This is a genomic window from Bartonella australis AUST/NH1, assembly GCF_000341355.1.
In the GTDB taxonomy this organism is placed as follows: Bacteria; Pseudomonadota; Alphaproteobacteria; order Rhizobiales; family Rhizobiaceae; genus Bartonella; species Bartonella australis.
Genome location: NC_020300.1, coordinates 1,202,846 through 1,218,137 on the forward strand (window position 1 = coordinate 1,202,846; position 15,292 = coordinate 1,218,137).

Sequence of the window (15,292 nt, forward strand, 5' to 3'; positions counted from 1 at the left end):
CTTATTTTTCTCCTATCGTCGCTTTGAAGAGCATTTCAGGACGCGTACAAATATAAAGCGGGTAGCTGTATACTTCCGGCTTTACCCACGCATTACGCTCGTGATCTGCTATCAAAATAGTGTAGAGAGGCTTTCCAACTGTATTCACAAAATCCAAGCTTTCACCTGGAGAAAAGGTTTTCTGGAATACGCCAGGTGCATCAGCAGGAAAAAATTGGCATTCATCAGGCTTAATTCCTATTGCACGTTTAGTGCCTGCTTTAGCGCTTACATTATAGTTATGAATGCTCCGGTAATTAATGAAAGTTACGCCAGCAAAGTTAAAACTTCCAAAGCTCCCTGATCCAATAGCACTCGGCGTTGCTATACCTCCCGCACTGTTCAAGGTTTGTGCGAGAGCTGTGTTTAAATAGGTTTCACGGATTGCTTTATGGTTTTTAAATTTAGAAAAGAATTCATTTCCACAAAGCCCAATAACCCGTGAACGATCAGTAAAAGCTCCTTTCGAAACTTCAACCATCTTCGTAATGACTTGATCAACATGATTAGCAACATTGGTTGTTTCTGTATTCAATTCAAAATTAATGGGTTTTGGCGGTGTGATTTCCCATTCTTTATACCAGTCGACAATGACTGATCCATCGGCATCCAGGACAACACCTTGAACAGCTCCAAGCTGCATATTTTCCCACGTGAGTTCAATTTCAGAAATCAGCTTCTTTTGTATTTTAGCGATATATTTCATCGATGTTTCCAGCTGGTCTTCTGTTCCAAATTCCCGCCGGTCTTGGATTTCTTCTGCCTTCACAGTATCACTTTTGGCGATACGTGTTGTTTTGAAAAACCGAAGATTAGAACCACTTCTGTCACCTTCTGTCAAAGGTGCACCACGTTCACTCGTTTGAATCAGTGCTAATCTATTGTCACATCTTTCAATGCCAACCACTGTCGTACTTGTTTCAACTGTCTCAAAAAGATCAAGAGAGCTGATAAGACTAGGCTTAAACTCATAGTTTTCGATCGCTTTCATCATTGTTGCTACTGAGAAAGCATCATGTTTAAAAAAATTCATATCCATATGCGCATTCTCCTATCGCAGCATAATTTTGTTGTGATCTTCTAAAGATTGAATGGCTGTCTTTTTCTGCTCATCTTTGATGGTATCCGGCCATAGCAATTCGGAAGATTTCACTGTACTTAAGCACGCTGTAATCACCGCGCGTTGCTCTCGTTCCGTCGCATCAACTGTAGCAAAAGAAATGCCTGCGGGAATTTGGCTACCATCTACTGCTTTAGGATTAAGGGGGACATATTTTCCCGTGGCTGTGACCTTACCCATAACAGTGCCAGCCTCAACAAGTGCCCCTGATGCAAATATAACTTCTTTGTTTGACATATCAGGTTCGTAGCGCCCGAGATAAGCACCATTGCGAACATCTGTATAAAAAATATTACTCATTGTATTGCCTTCCAAGCTGTTGCCCATTTTGCGTGAATCTTTGCCTTGCTCTTTCCGTCGCCATGGGGAGCAGTGGGTGATATTTTCAAAGATGTACTTTTGAATACGGCAGCGTCTAAAACAGCCTTTTTGGCTCGTCCTAATCTCATACCGCTTTTAATCGCTTTCGCTGCATTAAAAGAAACGCCTAAGCGTTGTGCTTGTTTTTCAAGTTTTGTTAGTTCTTGAGCACGTTTTCTTTCCTTTTCAAGTGCAGCTTTTACATCTTCGCGATCTTCTTCGTTGTCTTCATCTTCTTCAGTTTCTTCACCTTCAACTTCATCTTCCTTATCTTCTGGGTCGTCAAAGACTTCGGTGTTTGCGTCAATGTCGTCATCTTCTTCAGCTTCGTCGTCGTCGTTGATGATTTCGATAATCCTTTTGTCATCATTTTCTTCAATTCGGTATTTGGTGCATGCCATATTTTTTGTCCTTCTTCTGTTGATATTGGGGGTAATGAGATGGAATCCATTAAGGCTTCCAGGGCTTGTGCAAGGGTGCCCTGCACATCAGCTAACCCAAGCTCTATGGCCTGAGTGCCTATAAAAGTTTCTGCTTTCGTTTCGCGAATTGCGGCAGAACTCATAGACCTGCTTTGCGCCACCAAATCGACGAACATGTCGTAGAGCAGTGTGCAATCTGCTTGCATTTTTTTTAATGCTGTATCAGCTAATGGCTCGTGAGGATTGCCGTGAAGTTTATGATCGCCTTCAAAAATAAACGTCCATTTATATCCGCTTTTTTCATCAGCACGTGATTGATCGAGATGTGCACAAACAACGCCAATTGAACCTACAACAGCTGTGCGTGCAATCCAGATTTGAGCAGCAGAACAAGCAATGGCGTAAGCCGCCGAACATGCAAGTTCATTTGCATGTGCCCAAATAGGTTTATTATATTGTTGCGACAGTGCCCGGAACTCTTCAACCAGATCAAAAACTCCTCCGGCTTCCCCTCCTCCACTATCAATATCGAGCAATACAGCGCGAACATCAGATTGTTGAATAGCTTCACGAAAAGAAGCGCTTAAACCTTCATAAGAGGTCAATCCTGATGATGCACCAAGCCATGCACCACGGCGTACAAGTGTGCCGTGAACTGGTAGTATGGCGACATTGTTTTGCACCACGTAGGTTTCAGGCGGCCTTAAAGCTATGGCATCATTTTGCGAAAAGGCTCCTATTGGAAACTTTTCCCCCGCAAAAAGACGCGGCGCAAGAGCATTAAGAATGACATCAAGTTTTGTGGAAGCAAGCATGTGAGGAACACCAAAAAGGCGTGACATCAAAAACGGCATATCGAGATTATTTACCATATGCACGCACCTCACTGCCTTGATCTCTTTCATAATCTTCATAAGATTCTGAAGGGTCATCAATCACTTCACGATTAGCAGAAGGATCTGCTATATCTGTGTCAAAGGATAAGCCACGCGCTAAGGCGTCTTTATGTTCTTCCTCGAGTTCGGCATGAATACTGTCAATATCAAAACCGCGTTCAGCAAGTGCCATACGTCGCGTCTTCAGACCTGCGCGAATTTCTTCTTTTTCCGCTGAGATATCCTTTCTTGGATCAATCATTTCAAGTGGCGGTGCAAAGCTTTCACATTGAAGCCATGGTAAAGAATTTTCTTCCCATCCTGGTAAATGAATACGTCCAGCAAGCACGGCCATTTCAACGAAGCGTTCCCAAACAATGCGATTGAACTGAAAAGCAATAATATGTTCACGCCACTGTTTGACATGACGTCTAAACTGGATGATAGCGGTGCGTACATTAGAAAAATTACCCCGTGTAACGTCTCCAGTGACAACGGCGTAAGGCATATTCAATGCTGCACAAATTTTCAAAATATTACGATATTGAAAAGCTTCATAAGAGCCGCCAACTTCTACGGGATTTGAAAATTTAATATCTTTATTTTCTCCCAAATAAAACGCTGAACCAGGTTGCACGGCGGGCAATTCTGGTGGTTCTTCGACGCTTTTGTCGCTACGGTTATCATACAATCTTTCATCCTGGGGAGAAGTTCCTGTGATAAATATCGCAAAAAGAGCTGCTGTTCTTTTTCGATCAAGCTCCGCATCATCATAAGAATCGAGCTGAAAAATCTTTGCCATGCTGCGCGTTATTTTAGGTGACCCCCGTAATTGTCCTGCAATGCGACGTTCTTTGATATGAAGAACCATTTCAGCAGGCACTCTCACGCGCTCTTGATTTTCAAATGCTCCGTTCGGTGGGCAATCATCATAAGGATGATATTTCCAAAAATGATAAGCAACGCGCTTGCCACTCGCATTAAATTCAATGCCCATACGAATGTAATTGCCTTCAATTTCAGCTAACCCATTATAAGTGAAATCCAGCATTTCGGTGGGGTAAATTTGCAATTGAAGAGGCACACCCGAGCGCCCATAAAAGTCGATATAGTGCAAGCGCACAAAACATTCGCCAGTTAAAAAAACCTCTCGTGCAATGGTCGCTTGAAGTCCATAAAAATTCGCGTCTTCATCGTAATCGGCTTCGTCAACCCATTGCCACCAAAGATCAAGGAGCTCTTTCTTTTCTTTCTGAAAGCCTTCAATTCTAGGATAAGGCTTAATGCCATCGCTTACAGCAGCAGAGACCCATTCTTCCGTAGCAGAACCGTAAATAGATTCATTGTCATAAAGCCATCTGGATCGTGCGATAATTGTATCGCCGCATTCTTCAATCGCCTTATTGATATGTTTTTTTGCAGGATCAAAACCGCCCATGCGACGGCTACGGCTTGCTGCTTCAAAATGTGGATTATGGTTGCTGAAATTGCCCAAAAATCCTGTGATTTTATTTAAAAAGCCAGCCATTAATAACCCCGTGATATATTAAAATAAAAAACACGTGAACGCCTACGACTTTCAAGATCAGCTATTTGCCCATCAAGCATCTGGATAGCTCTACGAAGTTCTTCGACGGAACGGTTGCTTACTTGCTTATCGCCATGGCGTACCGATTGCGCACCTGAATAAAGAGCATCTTCCAGTTCTTCTCGCCGTTTTTTTAAGCTTTCAAGCCTTTCAGATTTGCTATTAAATTGCTCTGAATCTTCACTCATAGATATCTCTAATCCCTCCGCATATAAGGACTTACGACTACTTTGAATTGCTTTTTTTGAGGCTCTTTTGCTTGAAGCCTTTTCAAAGAAGACAACAAAGAATTTCCTGATATTGGCTGCTTCAAAGGCGTTTCAGCATTCTTAAGATCTTCTAAGCGCTTTTCCAAAATGTCGACTTCTCGATTAAGGTTCAGCCCCCCCGAAATCAGACCTTGTAAAGCAGCGTAAGCATAGACTCTGCAATCCAACGCTTCGTTTCGTGCTTTTTCACTTTTTTGCCATTCGATACGTTTGAAGCCTTTAAAATATTTGATGACTTTTCGTTCAGCGGTCAGCTGGTCAAAATATTCCCGATCAAGGCTTTTATGAAAGTGTGTTGCCCCAGCACCAGATGCCTCAGGACCAGATTTCTTAAACCGCGCTGTAATGATCTCTTTCGCAGCATCAACACCAACAATATAGAGATTAATCTGTCCTTTGTTGTTTCTGCTTGGGCGGCGCGGCCATACCGCACGCCATCCCGATTGTCCCTTAATCCCCCATATGCGTCTTCCCTCACGGGGACGCACATAATTATAAACAGCTTGTGTATGTCCTCCACCGGTATCAATACAAGCAGCTGCTATCCTTATGCCATCTTTATAACCTGGGTGCGGCCAGTCTTTTCGGAGATAGGCGTCTAATTGATCCCAGACTTCAAAAGAAGATGGATCACCGAGGATCACTTGATAGTCTATATTCCAGCTTTCCTCACCGCGCCCCCATCCCACCACTTCGAGTTCCAAACGATCATTCTGTACATCAATTCCTGCTGTCAATAACACGGCTTGTGGTGGTGCAATGGGATAATCTTCACGCCGTGCATAAAGGCTTTCAGGATCAACAACTTCGCCAGTCCTGTCCTCCCATGGTTCTCCAAGCACTGTATTGACAAAAGGCTGTAATAATGCCGGATCATCTTTAGCATCTAAAAATTCACGGGCACATTCTCCCCAAGTTAGCCAAGGTGAATAGAGTGCCGAAATATGATAAGAGCGCAAATTTGGTCTGCTTGACTCGCTCGTCGGTAGCCAACACGCACCTCTTTCCTCACACATCAAATCAGTTTTTCGGTGTTCCGCATGTTCGTGACCGCAATGAGCACAAACAAAAACAGCTTTCTCAGGGGCTCCTTTCGGCCACTTAATTTGGGACCAAACAATAGGTTGTAGAGTGCCACATGCATCACAAGGGACGTTGTAATATCGTTGATCTCCGAGCACAAAATCCTTAACGATACGGCTTGTGTCACGATGTGTAGGCGTAGACAATTTAAAAATCTTTCGTTGAACGAAGGTAGAGGTACGCCTTTCAGCGATCATCACCGGATCACCTTCATTATCGACGCTCAGTGGATAGGCATCGACTTCATCAAGGACCAGATAGCGAATAGGCATAGAGCGCAATCCAGCAGCACTGTTGGCTCCTGTAATCATTAAGGCACCGCCATCAAACTCTTTCGAGAACATTGTATTACCACTGTCACGTGAACGGGCGGGAGCAATGCGTTCACTTAAAGCCGGACTCGCCATAATCATCGGATCAAGACGTGTCTTTGAAAGCTTCTTGGCTGTCTCAACCGTTGGCATCACATAAAGCGCCGGTCCCGGACTGTGGTGAATAGCGTAACCGCAGAAATTCAATCCTGCTTCAGACATTCCCACTTGAGCACCTTTCATCACTATAGTAGTTTCAATCGGCACGTAGGATGAAAGGTTATCCATAATTTCGCGCAAGTAAGGTGTACGCTTCGTCCTCCACAAACCAGGCTCAGCACTTGCAACTGTGCTTAGATATCTATTTTTGTCCGCCCATTGTGAAACTGTATAAGGTGGGTCCGGTTGTCTCGCATCATTGGCATTCGCGAAAAATTCTTTAACAGAGCTCTCATCCATCATCGACCATATGATTATTCATTCTTCACTTACTGAAAACTCTCTTATTCTGGAGATTGAGAATCATGAAAAGGAACTGGAATATGAACCGCCTCAAGCAGAGCTTCCCGCATATAATGATCAATGGCACCAATAAGACTGGCAGCCTCACATCCAACCTGAGCAGCAATCGCCGCACCAAACCGATGAGGGAAATTTAACATCGTATCACGGTGAGCTCTTCCAAACTCACGGGCGGCTTTCTTCACTTCTTCGCGATCAACAGTCGTTTCGCGCAACCGCTCAAGTGCAATCTTCTCACTTTCAAGCGCAACCTGCATCCTCTCCAATTTGATCTTGTATTCATTGGCTCCATCGGTGGAGTCTTGTTTTATCTTTGCTCGCGCTTGATCATCAGGTTCTAAAAGCGGATAAGGACGCTTCGTTGGATTCTCATTCCAGATGGCTGTTGCAAGAGCTTCATTGACCGAGCCATCTTCAAAAAGGGCAGCGTCAAATTTACCTGTTTTGAAACGAGACACAACCGCATTAGGAGATACCTGCATCTTTCTTGCAAAGGCCCGAACCGAGAGACCTTGTCTATCCTTCTTATTCATCAAATATTTTCTCCATTGTGAAGAATGATATTTTGCAGAACAAATTGTTGGCTTCCTTCTCGCCATAAAGGGGGTCCTTTACGGCGCCGACTAGAAACAAATTTCAATATGGCAAGAAAATATTTTGCACAGTGTACAGGGTGTAATGCACAGTGTACATACTAAAATTATTATTTATCAATGACTTATGTGTACAATGTACAGTCAATTTGAAAATTCTGTCGCTAGAGATATCCCGCGCTCGCCTGCCCCGCAATAAAGCCACCCCGCCAGAAAGTACCTTTCTCATTGATTTTACTGCATTTTTTCCACAAGAAACCAAAGAACAATGAGTGATCAGCTTTAAAATTAAACTCATTATGTGTAGCGCACCGATATCATCTAAAAAGGTGATTAAGCTTTCTTCTTGGCAGCGTATTCTTGGCGTGCCAATTGGATCTGAATATTTTTAGTTAATCTTTCGTGGGCATATTTTTCAATGGAACCCGTTACCTCTTGTCCGGACATGACTTTCGCAATCGCAGGCCCTTCTTGTTTCGCAATAGGAAACTTATCGCCTTTGGCCTTTTCGAATACGTTACCCCCCATATTTAAATCAACGCGCTTAGGAAATCTTCCGCCCCGAATAAAACCATGGGGCAGGATCTGTCTTTTCCCAAATAGTGTATAGACTACGCCACGTTTTGTTTCTTTTGCTTTAAAGAATTTAAGAGGCAGTGCTGTTCCGCTCCCAATGATTTCCGTTTCAAGAAATTTCGCTGTGGCCTTTGCTTTGATATAAATCCCTTGCTTAACACGCTTTGATTTGGCCGATGTAAGTTCGGTAACTTGCTTTTCAGCGAAGCGCTCAACCTGCTTTGCTGAGCTATTGATAGCGTTGCGCAAAGCCCAATTAAGGCGTGGTGCTTGGAGATTGCTGAAGCTCTTTTCTACCTGTTGAAGATACCATTTTTGTCGGATGATTAATGTCAAATTCTAAGCCTTTTTTGAGATAGATGCCGATGGTTTAGAAACCTTCGATATTTTTGACTCTCCGAGAGAAACTTCCTCTGCTCCTGGTTTAATGGATGTTTGAACCGCTTCTTGCTCCACCTGTTCAACTACCTTACCAGGCTTTTCTCTTATATCGATCATAGTAAAAGGCTTTGCAGCGTTAGCACGTTTAAGACGAGCATAGACATGATGGGAAACTTCGACAAATGGATTGTCCGGCGTTGAAGGTTCAAAACGGACGGTGCTTTTACTATCGCCAACAACACACATGGGTTTAGTGATAACTGCTTTCATTTTTGTTCCTTTTGAGGTGGGAAATTAATGACATAAATGGCCGATTAATAAGTTTTGATATCGGCAAAATGGATCAGCCAATTTTGTTCAAAAAACACGACTTTCAAACCACACTGAAAGCTTGATATTTTACTGCCCTAAAACTGCCAAAAAAGACGCAATTCTTCTTTGCCAGTTAGAGGTGATGATCAAGATCGAGGGATGAAGTGCCTAACTATAAGAAAATAAAGGGTTTTAACGACAAATAACGAGGCGTTTAAATGAAAAAAGCAGGAACAAATTCCTGCCGCTAGATACAATTCTGCCATTGAATTTGTGCAACTTAATCGAACTTTTTTGGAAAGTCAAGTAAAAAAATTAAGCCTTATCAATGTCTGTGTGAATAAAGTCATTACCTTTGAATAATAAAGGCAATTTATGATTGACAGCACACGCATAGGCGAAACAATCCCCCATATTTAATTGGGCCTTTTGTCCTGTCCCCTTACCGAATTTTTGTTTTGCATCAAGAGCTTTTTCGCCTTCATCTTCCGATACAGGGATAAGAGAAATTTTATGCGCCATAAAAAATTCATGTACAGCAAGCCTACTTTCTTTGAGTGTTGTTTGTGATATCGGCTTGCCTTTCGGTGTATTGAATACGCAAAGCCCCGCTACAGCCTCAAACTTTGCTATAGAAGACGAATATTTTTCTTTGGCTAACTTTAGCTTTTCGTTAAAAAACGCGGCTTCTGGTTCTTCATTAATAACGGCTATAATCGCTGAAGCATCAACAAACATCATATTCCCCCACTTAAATCATCGAAGAAAGCTTTCTTATCTTCTTCGTTCCAATGGGGATTATTTTTTCTGACTTTCGTTCTAAATCTCTTTTGTATAGCTGCTATTTTTTCATCTATGGATGGTTCATTCCGTTTTTGCTGTTGTAGAAGCAACATCCCTTTTTCGACGGTATCACGCAAACTTTTGAAACCGTTTTCATTCTTCACTTGTTCAACCAATTCCCTGACACTAGGATCAGCAATAAATAGAGATTTCCCTGCCATGATATTATTCCATAATTAATAGCTTTTTATTGATATGATGATATCATATATATAATATTATTTATAGGATTTTTCTACGAAAGATGCCTTTTTTCCGGGATTAAAATGGGCGTGAAGAATATCGCATAAAAGACGTAAACTAGCCATATAGTGAGACATGGCAATGTCGCGCAATATTACGTGTTTTATAATAATTGCAAAATGGGCATTTGGATTATCTCTTTGTCCTTTCGCAATAGCCTTATTCGCCTCATCATAACGCTTAATGGCCTGTTTGCACCATTTTGTATATTCGTCATCATTTCCACCCAGCACGATTACTCCTTTGTCCCATACAGCTCCTGGTGAGCATATTGCTTGTTTATATTCATTAACCACATAAAGATATTTGACGACAGCATCATATTGATCTGCCGTAATACCTCTTCCTGGTTCCCTTTCATTCAAGAGCACCAGCCTGCCTAAATTGGTGGCGGACCGCGGGTCTCTGGCCTCTTCAAGGCTTAAACCCGTTAATCTTGCCCTGACTTCAAGAGATGTATTATCCGGTGGGTTTTTTGCTCTCGATGGCTTCCCATTCGGCTGTCGACGAATTCCCTCAAACTTCGGCCGCCCTCGCCTTCTCTTCGTACGTAATTTCCCCGCTTTTGAGCGTGCTTTTGTTATACTTCCTTTTCCCATTCAAACCACCTTAAAACGGAATCTCATCACTAAAAGGGCTCTGTGCTGATGTGTACTGCGTTGCGCGGTTAGCACCCATCGCTTGATGTCCGCCTGCTGTGTTTGAACTGCTTTGTCCCTGAGTTTCTAAAAGGACAATATTGCCACCAAAGGACTTTAAAACCACTTCGGTTTTATAATGATCATTCCCGCTTTGATCTTGCCATTTACGGGTTTGTAATTGCCCTTCAACGTAAATCTTGTTGCCTTTTTTGAGATAGTGTTCCGCAAGCTTCACCAAACGTTCATCGAAGATCACAACATTGTGCCACTCAACACGCTCGCGCTTTTCCCCTGTCTTGCGGTCTTTCCAGACTTCAGAGGTCGCAAGGGTGAGATTAGCAACTCTGTCCCCTGAATTGAGGCTACTGATTTTGGGATCAGCTCCAAGGTTCCCCAGTAAAATTACTTTATTGACACCGCTCGCCATGATGATCATCCTCTCTGCTCGTTAATTGAAATGGCTCTACACATACTAAACACTCGCAATTAAGGGTGCTGTCCCATGACAGGGTTAATTGCTCACAATGACTGTCATTCTTGATAATCCCACTGCCCTGTAAGAGGTCATTAATGGGCTTGACCAAGTTATCGATATCTCTGCACCGTTTATCAGGACGTTTGACAGCAACGGACAGGCTATATTCCCTCAGCCCCTGCCTATGGCTGTCCTTAATCCTGTAGCCGGCCTCTGTCATCCATGCTTTGTACCGGGCTGTTTTATGCCGCCCGCGTTTGTTCCCTCCGTTGGCATACATGGCGTTGACAGAAGGGGGAAAAGGAAGTTCAAGTCTAATCATCAAACAGCTCCTTGCCTTGCTGTTTGTGAATGTTCAACTCCCCTAAATATAAAAACTTAAAATAAAGGCCACAGAGAGCTATTTTTAACCTCGATATAGTTCCATTCATTTTTACCATGAAAAGCTCGCCAGTGGGCTTTAAAATAGGAAATAGAGTATAAAACAGGGCATAAATGTGTGTCATTTTCACCCCATACCCTTCGTCTGCTTCAATTGGCCAAACAAAAGCTGAAACTTTTCCTCCGATATGCGAGGAGCAGCCGCTTGTTGTTCGGGCGCCCTCAATATCCTCTCGATGCTGGTGATCTTAGAGATCTCCTGCTTTTCTAAATTTTCACAATAGACCGCCAATGCAGGTCCTGTCGGTGCAAAAGTACTGTGAAATTCACTTATCCTCCCCTTTGCAATCTGGTGAATGACATAGTCAAAAATCACCGAAGATACCTCATTCAAAGCCATGAAATAGCCTATAGCCGCCTGTTCACCATTGGCGTTTACTGGCAGACGCATAACCTCCAAAACGGGCACCAATCTTTCGCTAATTTGCTCAGCAGTTACCCGTGGGGAAAGTACATCCCGCACTTGCGCTAACTGAGCTCGTATAACCGCTATTTCTCCAGTAATCGGCTTCTTTCCGCAACGAAATTTGGGGGGATATGTGGTCTCTAGAAGGCCTTGAAGACGATCCAAAATTGAGCTGACTAGCGAAGCGCTGTAGATGTTCTGTGACTGAGTTACCCATTGGTTTTGATCGATTGTTGTGACTGCTTCCATAGCTTTTCTCCGAAATTTGTGCCGGTTGATCTGCCCACCGTTCCTGGTTCAAAAAGGTAGTGGGATTGAGCCATTGCCTGTCTGGCGGCTTCGACATGACGTAGCGATTAAGCCCTTCCATGATCACCGATAACTCCCCCTTGCTCCGCGCTCTGAGGAAGGAGGTCAAAGCCTTGGGCTTGCCAACTTTGTGTGGGTAAGAGGGCCAAAAGGTCTCGTGAAATTCGCGTTCAAGCTGTCGCTTACGCTCTTCAGCTGTATCCTTGACTGCTGTCGCTTTGGCTGGTGAAAGGGTAATGGGTTGTGATGATATTTCGCTTTGCTCTGAACAAGGCTCCAAAACCTGATCAGTGTTTTGAGCAAAATCCTCATCAAGTTCTTTTTTGACTAAACCGATAGGTTTAGGTTTTTTATTATATATACTGTTATTGTTAATGTTATTAGCATTGCTCATGCATTGCCCATGCATTGCTTGTGCATTACTCATGCATTGCTCATGTATTTCATTAGCATCATGATCATTTTTATCTTTAGACTTTTTCCATCTAGCTTTTGCCGCGTTTGCACCTTTTTCTGAAGATTTTATTAAACTCTCTTGACAGTCATTGAGCTCACTCTCAACGTCTAAACTCCACAAACGGCCGTCTTCCAAACGGATGATATGACCCATGTCTATTAAAACGTCTAAGGCTTTCTCAAATTCTTCTACTAAGCAGCCAGCATAATGGGTTAAAATCTTAAGATTATTTACAAGAGGTTCACGAGTGAGCAACATTTGCACTCGCAATCGCATATAAACATTACCTTCAACCGTAGGTAACTGAAAGAGCTTAATTGCCCACTGCTCTGCAAAAAACCTTGTCCATGGTAACTTGTCTAACCTATTTACCATTATCTTTTTCCTTCTCTTTAACTACCATGTGTAGAATTGATAAAGCATCTGCTTCGTTATCATCTCGCGGTGCGCGCCCTTTTGAACGCATTGCTGCAATCATCTCTTCTTTTGAAGCGTTTCCTTTACCTGTTGTTGCTTTCTTAATGGTACCAACAGGGATGCCCTCATACGGTATCTGATAGTGTTCACACCACGCTGTTAGAGTTGCTAGAAAGCCTCCATAAACATGCGCGGCATCCGTGCCTATATGCCGACGTAACTCTTCAAAATGCACCACATCAATTTCATCAACGGACCTCTTTAGTTCGGAAAGCCACTTCTTAAAGCGCAGATAACGCATTCCACCGCCTTCAAAACGGCGTGATGGAAAATGTTCTGTATTGCTTGTTACGTGACCACCCGCACCACATACCGCCCTGCCAGTCTTTGTGCCTAAATCAAGACAAAGAATGGTTTGTGCATCAGTGATCATAATCCCCCCTCAAGGCTCTACGTATTTATATGTGTGCTATGACAGAACGTGTCGTGATTGCCCGTCTTGCAAAAATATTTGTAAAAAAATATCTTCCCAACGATTCTAAAAAAGCGGGGGGGGTTATGATGCAAGAACGGATAATTGATAACGCTATATTCTTATTGCACTGGATAAATGATGATGCTGTATTTTTGCTACGCTGGATAAGTAATAATCCTACGGTCGCTCCTATCATTGTTACGATAGTTACTGGAATAGTAGCACTTTTTGTGCAAAAACGAAGCTTTAAAAAACAACTTAAAATCCTCCAACGACAAACTATAGCATCAGAAACCCAGGCAGCTATTCTATTAGAAGATAAAAAAGCGCGGGATTTGGGGCCATATTTGACATTAATGGCAATATTCATCCCACCAAAATATGAAGCTTCCTCAACTGTTAAGGTAAGGCTGTATATTAGAAATCTTACAAAAAGAGATATAATGATAAGGAATATACGCATATCTAAAAAAAGTCCCTTTAAGTTTATTAAGAATGCCTGCTCTGTTTTGAGTTATAAGTCTGATATCCGAAATGAGCCCTTCATCACGAAAAGGACAACTCCCAAACTCCTTGCTACATGTCCGCAACATATGAAATCCAATTCTTCGTTAGAGTATGCGTTAAATTTTTTTATTATTTCTGCTCAGAATATCACTGTTTTAGATTTCATGACTACCTGTCGTAAGCCTAGTTCTCGCAACATTGCAAATTTTACACTTGAACACACTTCGATTATTAATCCAGATGAAACACGCACTGTGCATTTCTGGGCGTCATGGCCACGCTCAAAAGACACATATCGTGAAATTGGTCTTCTATCGCTTGTTGCTGCTAATGATCCTTATTTGAAGGATTTATGGGACCAGCATTAACAGCTTCTCCTGGTAAGAGAAACTCTACTAATCTAACTTCTTTGTTGGCTAAATCATTGATTTTATCAGTTAATTTATCAACAATTCTCATCTGTGAATCCAATTTTAATCTTTGTTTACGCAGCGTTGTATTTTTTTTCTTAATTAAAGAGGATAGGTTTTCAATAGCTGCCTGTTGATCCTCAATTGATTTATCTCGCTCTGCAAGAAGTGCTTTATGCCATCTCATCCAATGATCAAATTTTGACTTATACCACTCTTCTTGTTGTTTAAGAATTTCCGTATGAATCGTATGCCGTTCTATAAGATCTTTTATGAGACGTTGACGATCTGGTACTCTTCTCCATTCTTTTCTCCATTCTTCCGTCAATCTATCTTCATTCTTTATTTTTGTATTACGACCTATTAATCTGCAAAACTGGGTGCAGACCTTCTTCAACATTTCGTTTTTCATAATCTCTCTTCTTCTAAGACTTTGAATGCTGCTGTGGCTGTTTGTTATTTCTGTAGGAGCAGCAACAAAAGCAGTTTTACTTCCGTATCTACCTCGCTATAAATCTGGGCAGTGTCACGAGTTTCGGTATTACCAAATCATGGAAAGCATGAATTCTATAAAGCTGAGCTTTCCATAATATCGCCGTTTCATCAGTGAGTTCGTATTTCTTCACCGCTGCCCCCCTCTTGCCGTGCTTCTAAAACTTTCGCAAACAACGGCATGCTATCCTCTTCGAAAGTCTTTGAGTAATCCATTTGGACAAAGGCATTTTCCAGTCTGTCCATAGCTCCTTTTGCTGCTGCCAGAGCTACCCTTGCTTCCAATCCTGCCGCCCTTGCCTCCCTTCTGGCTTTTTTCGCCCTTTCTTCGGCATCTAGGGCTCTTTTCATTTCTCGGATTGTTGTCTTAGTTAGTTCTGCTATCTGTTCCATAGACTCTCCCTGGCTGTTGATGCTGTTGTTTCAAAGCTTTCGTGCTAAGTGGCACACTCTCTTCTTTAAGAGACGGCCGTGGAATATCAGAAGGCCATTGAACACCTTCAGGCCAATGATCAGAAAACCAGTAAAAAGCGTGGTTGAAAGTTTTAACTTCAATGCCCCTACCTTTCCTAAGATTGCAGATCCTTTTTCCGCTATTAAATACGTACGTGCTCACACTGCTATCGGTTAGCCCTGTAGCAATTCGGTAAGCATCGATAATTTTTAGTAAGTGCGCAATTTTAAGCATACACAATTATCGTGTCATAATACTATGATGTCAAGAA

The 15,292-nt window shown here is 42.4% G+C and carries 21 protein-coding genes; 1 reads left to right on the forward strand and 20 read right to left on the reverse strand.

The annotated features are described in order from the left end of the window. Position 1 precedes the first annotated feature (1 nt). The 17 genes from BANH1_RS05145 to BANH1_RS05230 form a co-directional block, all read right to left on the reverse strand. The gene (locus BANH1_RS05145; RefSeq protein ID WP_015398336.1) at positions 2 to 1,078 is read right to left on the reverse strand and encodes a major capsid protein; all 1,077 of its coding nucleotides are present in this window, start codon (positions 1,076 to 1,078) and stop codon (positions 2 to 4) included. A 12-nt stretch (positions 1,079 to 1,090) separates the two neighbouring features. Then, positions 1,091 to 1,459, reverse strand: coding sequence for a head decoration protein (locus BANH1_RS05150; RefSeq protein WP_015398337.1), 369 nt, complete (start codon positions 1,457 to 1,459; stop codon positions 1,091 to 1,093). 259 nt (positions 1,460 to 1,718) lie between these two features. Next, on the reverse strand, positions 1,719 to 2,813 hold the full coding sequence (locus tag BANH1_RS05155; RefSeq protein WP_015398338.1) for a S49 family peptidase: 1,095 nt from the start codon (positions 2,811 to 2,813) through the stop codon (positions 1,719 to 1,721). After that, positions 2,803 to 4,344, reverse strand: coding sequence for a phage portal protein (locus BANH1_RS05160; protein WP_015398339.1), 1,542 nt, complete (start codon positions 4,342 to 4,344; stop codon positions 2,803 to 2,805). The genes BANH1_RS05155 and BANH1_RS05160 overlap by 11 nt, the downstream gene beginning before the upstream one ends. Then, positions 4,344 to 4,592: a phage head-tail joining protein gene (locus tag BANH1_RS05165; protein WP_015398340.1), complete on the reverse strand. Its 249-nt coding sequence runs from the start codon at positions 4,590 to 4,592 to the stop codon at positions 4,344 to 4,346. The genes BANH1_RS05160 and BANH1_RS05165 overlap by 1 nt, the downstream gene beginning before the upstream one ends. An 8-nt stretch (positions 4,593 to 4,600) precedes the next feature. Next, positions 4,601 to 6,526, reverse strand: a complete 1,926-nt coding sequence (locus BANH1_RS05170; protein WP_015398341.1) for a phage terminase large subunit family protein — start codon at positions 6,524 to 6,526, stop codon at positions 4,601 to 4,603. Positions 6,527 to 6,570: 44 nt separating this feature from the next. After that, complete coding sequence (locus tag BANH1_RS05175) at positions 6,571 to 7,122, reverse strand: hypothetical protein (RefSeq protein ID WP_015398342.1); 552 nt, start codon at positions 7,120 to 7,122, stop codon at positions 6,571 to 6,573. A gap of 393 nt (positions 7,123 to 7,515) precedes the next feature. After that, the gene (locus BANH1_RS05180; RefSeq protein ID WP_015398343.1) at positions 7,516 to 8,094 is read right to left on the reverse strand and encodes a hypothetical protein; all 579 of its coding nucleotides are present in this window, start codon (positions 8,092 to 8,094) and stop codon (positions 7,516 to 7,518) included. Between the two features lie 3 nt (positions 8,095 to 8,097). Next, complete coding sequence (locus BANH1_RS05185) at positions 8,098 to 8,409, reverse strand: hypothetical protein (RefSeq protein WP_015398344.1); 312 nt, start codon at positions 8,407 to 8,409, stop codon at positions 8,098 to 8,100. Between the two features lie 357 nt (positions 8,410 to 8,766). Beyond that, complete coding sequence (locus tag BANH1_RS05190) at positions 8,767 to 9,192, reverse strand: type II toxin-antitoxin system VapC family toxin (protein WP_083878126.1); 426 nt, start codon at positions 9,190 to 9,192, stop codon at positions 8,767 to 8,769. Continuing rightward, complete coding sequence (locus BANH1_RS05195) at positions 9,189 to 9,455, reverse strand: hypothetical protein (RefSeq protein WP_041583042.1); 267 nt, start codon at positions 9,453 to 9,455, stop codon at positions 9,189 to 9,191. The genes BANH1_RS05190 and BANH1_RS05195 overlap by 4 nt, the downstream gene beginning before the upstream one ends. A 57-nt stretch (positions 9,456 to 9,512) precedes the next feature. Then, a complete protein-coding gene (locus BANH1_RS05200; RefSeq protein ID WP_015398346.1) occupies positions 9,513 to 10,136 on the reverse strand; it encodes a hypothetical protein in 624 nt (207 codons plus the stop codon). A gap of 10 nt (positions 10,137 to 10,146) precedes the next feature. Continuing rightward, positions 10,147 to 10,605: a single-stranded DNA-binding protein gene (gene ssb / locus BANH1_RS05205; protein WP_015398347.1), complete on the reverse strand. Its 459-nt coding sequence runs from the start codon at positions 10,603 to 10,605 to the stop codon at positions 10,147 to 10,149. After that, positions 10,586 to 10,975 carry a RusA family crossover junction endodeoxyribonuclease gene (locus BANH1_RS05210; protein ID WP_015398348.1) on the reverse strand — a complete coding sequence of 130 codons (390 nt, stop codon included), beginning with the start codon at positions 10,973 to 10,975 and terminating at the stop codon, positions 10,586 to 10,588. The genes ssb and BANH1_RS05210 overlap by 20 nt, the downstream gene beginning before the upstream one ends. A 186-nt stretch (positions 10,976 to 11,161) precedes the next feature. Then, a complete protein-coding gene (locus BANH1_RS05220) occupies positions 11,162 to 11,485 on the reverse strand; it encodes a hypothetical protein (RefSeq protein ID WP_144050546.1) in 324 nt (107 codons plus the stop codon). Positions 11,486 to 11,522: 37 nt separating this feature from the next. Further along, positions 11,523 to 12,641, reverse strand: a complete 1,119-nt coding sequence (locus tag BANH1_RS07070; RefSeq protein WP_015398350.1) for a hypothetical protein — start codon at positions 12,639 to 12,641, stop codon at positions 11,523 to 11,525. After that, a complete protein-coding gene (locus BANH1_RS05230) occupies positions 12,631 to 13,116 on the reverse strand; it encodes a crossover junction endodeoxyribonuclease RuvC (RefSeq protein ID WP_015398351.1) in 486 nt (161 codons plus the stop codon). Before BANH1_RS05230 ends, BANH1_RS07070 begins: the two co-directional genes overlap by 11 nt. Positions 13,117 to 13,154: 38 nt before the next feature. On the opposite strand from BANH1_RS05230, the gene BANH1_RS05235 reads away from it, so the two are divergent. Continuing rightward, positions 13,155 to 14,033 (forward strand): hypothetical protein, encoded by an 879-nt coding sequence (locus BANH1_RS05235; protein WP_244427660.1) that lies wholly within the window; start codon positions 13,155 to 13,157, stop codon positions 14,031 to 14,033. On the opposite strand, the gene BANH1_RS05240 is transcribed toward BANH1_RS05235, so the two are convergent. The 3 genes from BANH1_RS05240 to BANH1_RS05250 form a co-directional block, all read right to left on the reverse strand. Next, positions 13,993 to 14,487 (reverse strand): hypothetical protein, encoded by a 495-nt coding sequence (locus tag BANH1_RS05240; protein WP_015398353.1) that lies wholly within the window; start codon positions 14,485 to 14,487, stop codon positions 13,993 to 13,995. The two genes, BANH1_RS05235 and BANH1_RS05240, sit on opposite strands and share 41 nt — an antisense overlap. 191 nt (positions 14,488 to 14,678) lie before the next feature. Then, positions 14,679 to 14,960, reverse strand: coding sequence for a hypothetical protein (locus tag BANH1_RS05245; RefSeq protein WP_041583048.1), 282 nt, complete (start codon positions 14,958 to 14,960; stop codon positions 14,679 to 14,681). Then, on the reverse strand, positions 14,935 to 15,255 hold the full coding sequence (locus BANH1_RS05250) for a hypothetical protein (protein ID WP_015398354.1): 321 nt from the start codon (positions 15,253 to 15,255) through the stop codon (positions 14,935 to 14,937). Before BANH1_RS05250 ends, BANH1_RS05245 begins: the two co-directional genes overlap by 26 nt. Between the last annotated feature and the right edge of the window lie 37 nt (positions 15,256 to 15,292).

Coding starts and splice junctions, on each gene's coding strand:
- BANH1_RS05210 (WP_015398348.1), bottom strand. CDS start 10,975: ATGATTAGACTTGAACTTCCTTTTCCCCCTTCTGTCAACGCCATGTAT.
- BANH1_RS05245 (WP_041583048.1), bottom strand. CDS start 14,960: ATGGAACAGATAGCAGAACTAACTAAGACAACAATCCGAGAAATGAAA.
- BANH1_RS05235 (WP_244427660.1), top strand. CDS start 13,155: ATGACAGAACGTGTCGTGATTGCCCGTCTTGCAAAAATATTTGTAAAA.
- BANH1_RS05190 (WP_083878126.1), bottom strand. CDS start 9,192: ATGATGTTTGTTGATGCTTCAGCGATTATAGCCGTTATTAATGAAGAA.
- ssb (WP_015398347.1), bottom strand. CDS start 10,605: ATGGCGAGCGGTGTCAATAAAGTAATTTTACTGGGGAACCTTGGAGCT.
- BANH1_RS05150 (WP_015398337.1), bottom strand. CDS start 1,459: ATGAGTAATATTTTTTATACAGATGTTCGCAATGGTGCTTATCTCGGG.
- BANH1_RS05220 (WP_144050546.1), bottom strand. CDS start 11,485: ATGCGTCTGCCAGTAAACGCCAATGGTGAACAGGCGGCTATAGGCTAT.
- BANH1_RS05170 (WP_015398341.1), bottom strand. CDS start 6,526: ATGGATGAGAGCTCTGTTAAAGAATTTTTCGCGAATGCCAATGATGCG.
- BANH1_RS05250 (WP_015398354.1), bottom strand. CDS start 15,255: ATGCTTAAAATTGCGCACTTACTAAAAATTATCGATGCTTACCGAATT.
- BANH1_RS05175 (WP_015398342.1), bottom strand. CDS start 7,122: ATGAATAAGAAGGATAGACAAGGTCTCTCGGTTCGGGCCTTTGCAAGA.
- BANH1_RS05165 (WP_015398340.1), bottom strand. CDS start 4,592: ATGAGTGAAGATTCAGAGCAATTTAATAGCAAATCTGAAAGGCTTGAA.
- BANH1_RS07070 (WP_015398350.1), bottom strand. CDS start 12,641: ATGGTAAATAGGTTAGACAAGTTACCATGGACAAGGTTTTTTGCAGAG.
- BANH1_RS05160 (WP_015398339.1), bottom strand. CDS start 4,344: ATGGCTGGCTTTTTAAATAAAATCACAGGATTTTTGGGCAATTTCAGC.
- BANH1_RS05230 (WP_015398351.1), bottom strand. CDS start 13,116: ATGATCACTGATGCACAAACCATTCTTTGTCTTGATTTAGGCACAAAG.
- BANH1_RS05185 (WP_015398344.1), bottom strand. CDS start 8,409: ATGAAAGCAGTTATCACTAAACCCATGTGTGTTGTTGGCGATAGTAAA.
- BANH1_RS05145 (WP_015398336.1), bottom strand. CDS start 1,078: ATGGATATGAATTTTTTTAAACATGATGCTTTCTCAGTAGCAACAATG.
- BANH1_RS05200 (WP_015398346.1), bottom strand. CDS start 10,136: ATGGGAAAAGGAAGTATAACAAAAGCACGCTCAAAAGCGGGGAAATTA.
- BANH1_RS05195 (WP_041583042.1), bottom strand. CDS start 9,455: ATGGCAGGGAAATCTCTATTTATTGCTGATCCTAGTGTCAGGGAATTG.
- BANH1_RS05240 (WP_015398353.1), bottom strand. CDS start 14,487: ATGAAAAACGAAATGTTGAAGAAGGTCTGCACCCAGTTTTGCAGATTA.
- BANH1_RS05155 (WP_015398338.1), bottom strand. CDS start 2,813: ATGGTAAATAATCTCGATATGCCGTTTTTGATGTCACGCCTTTTTGGT.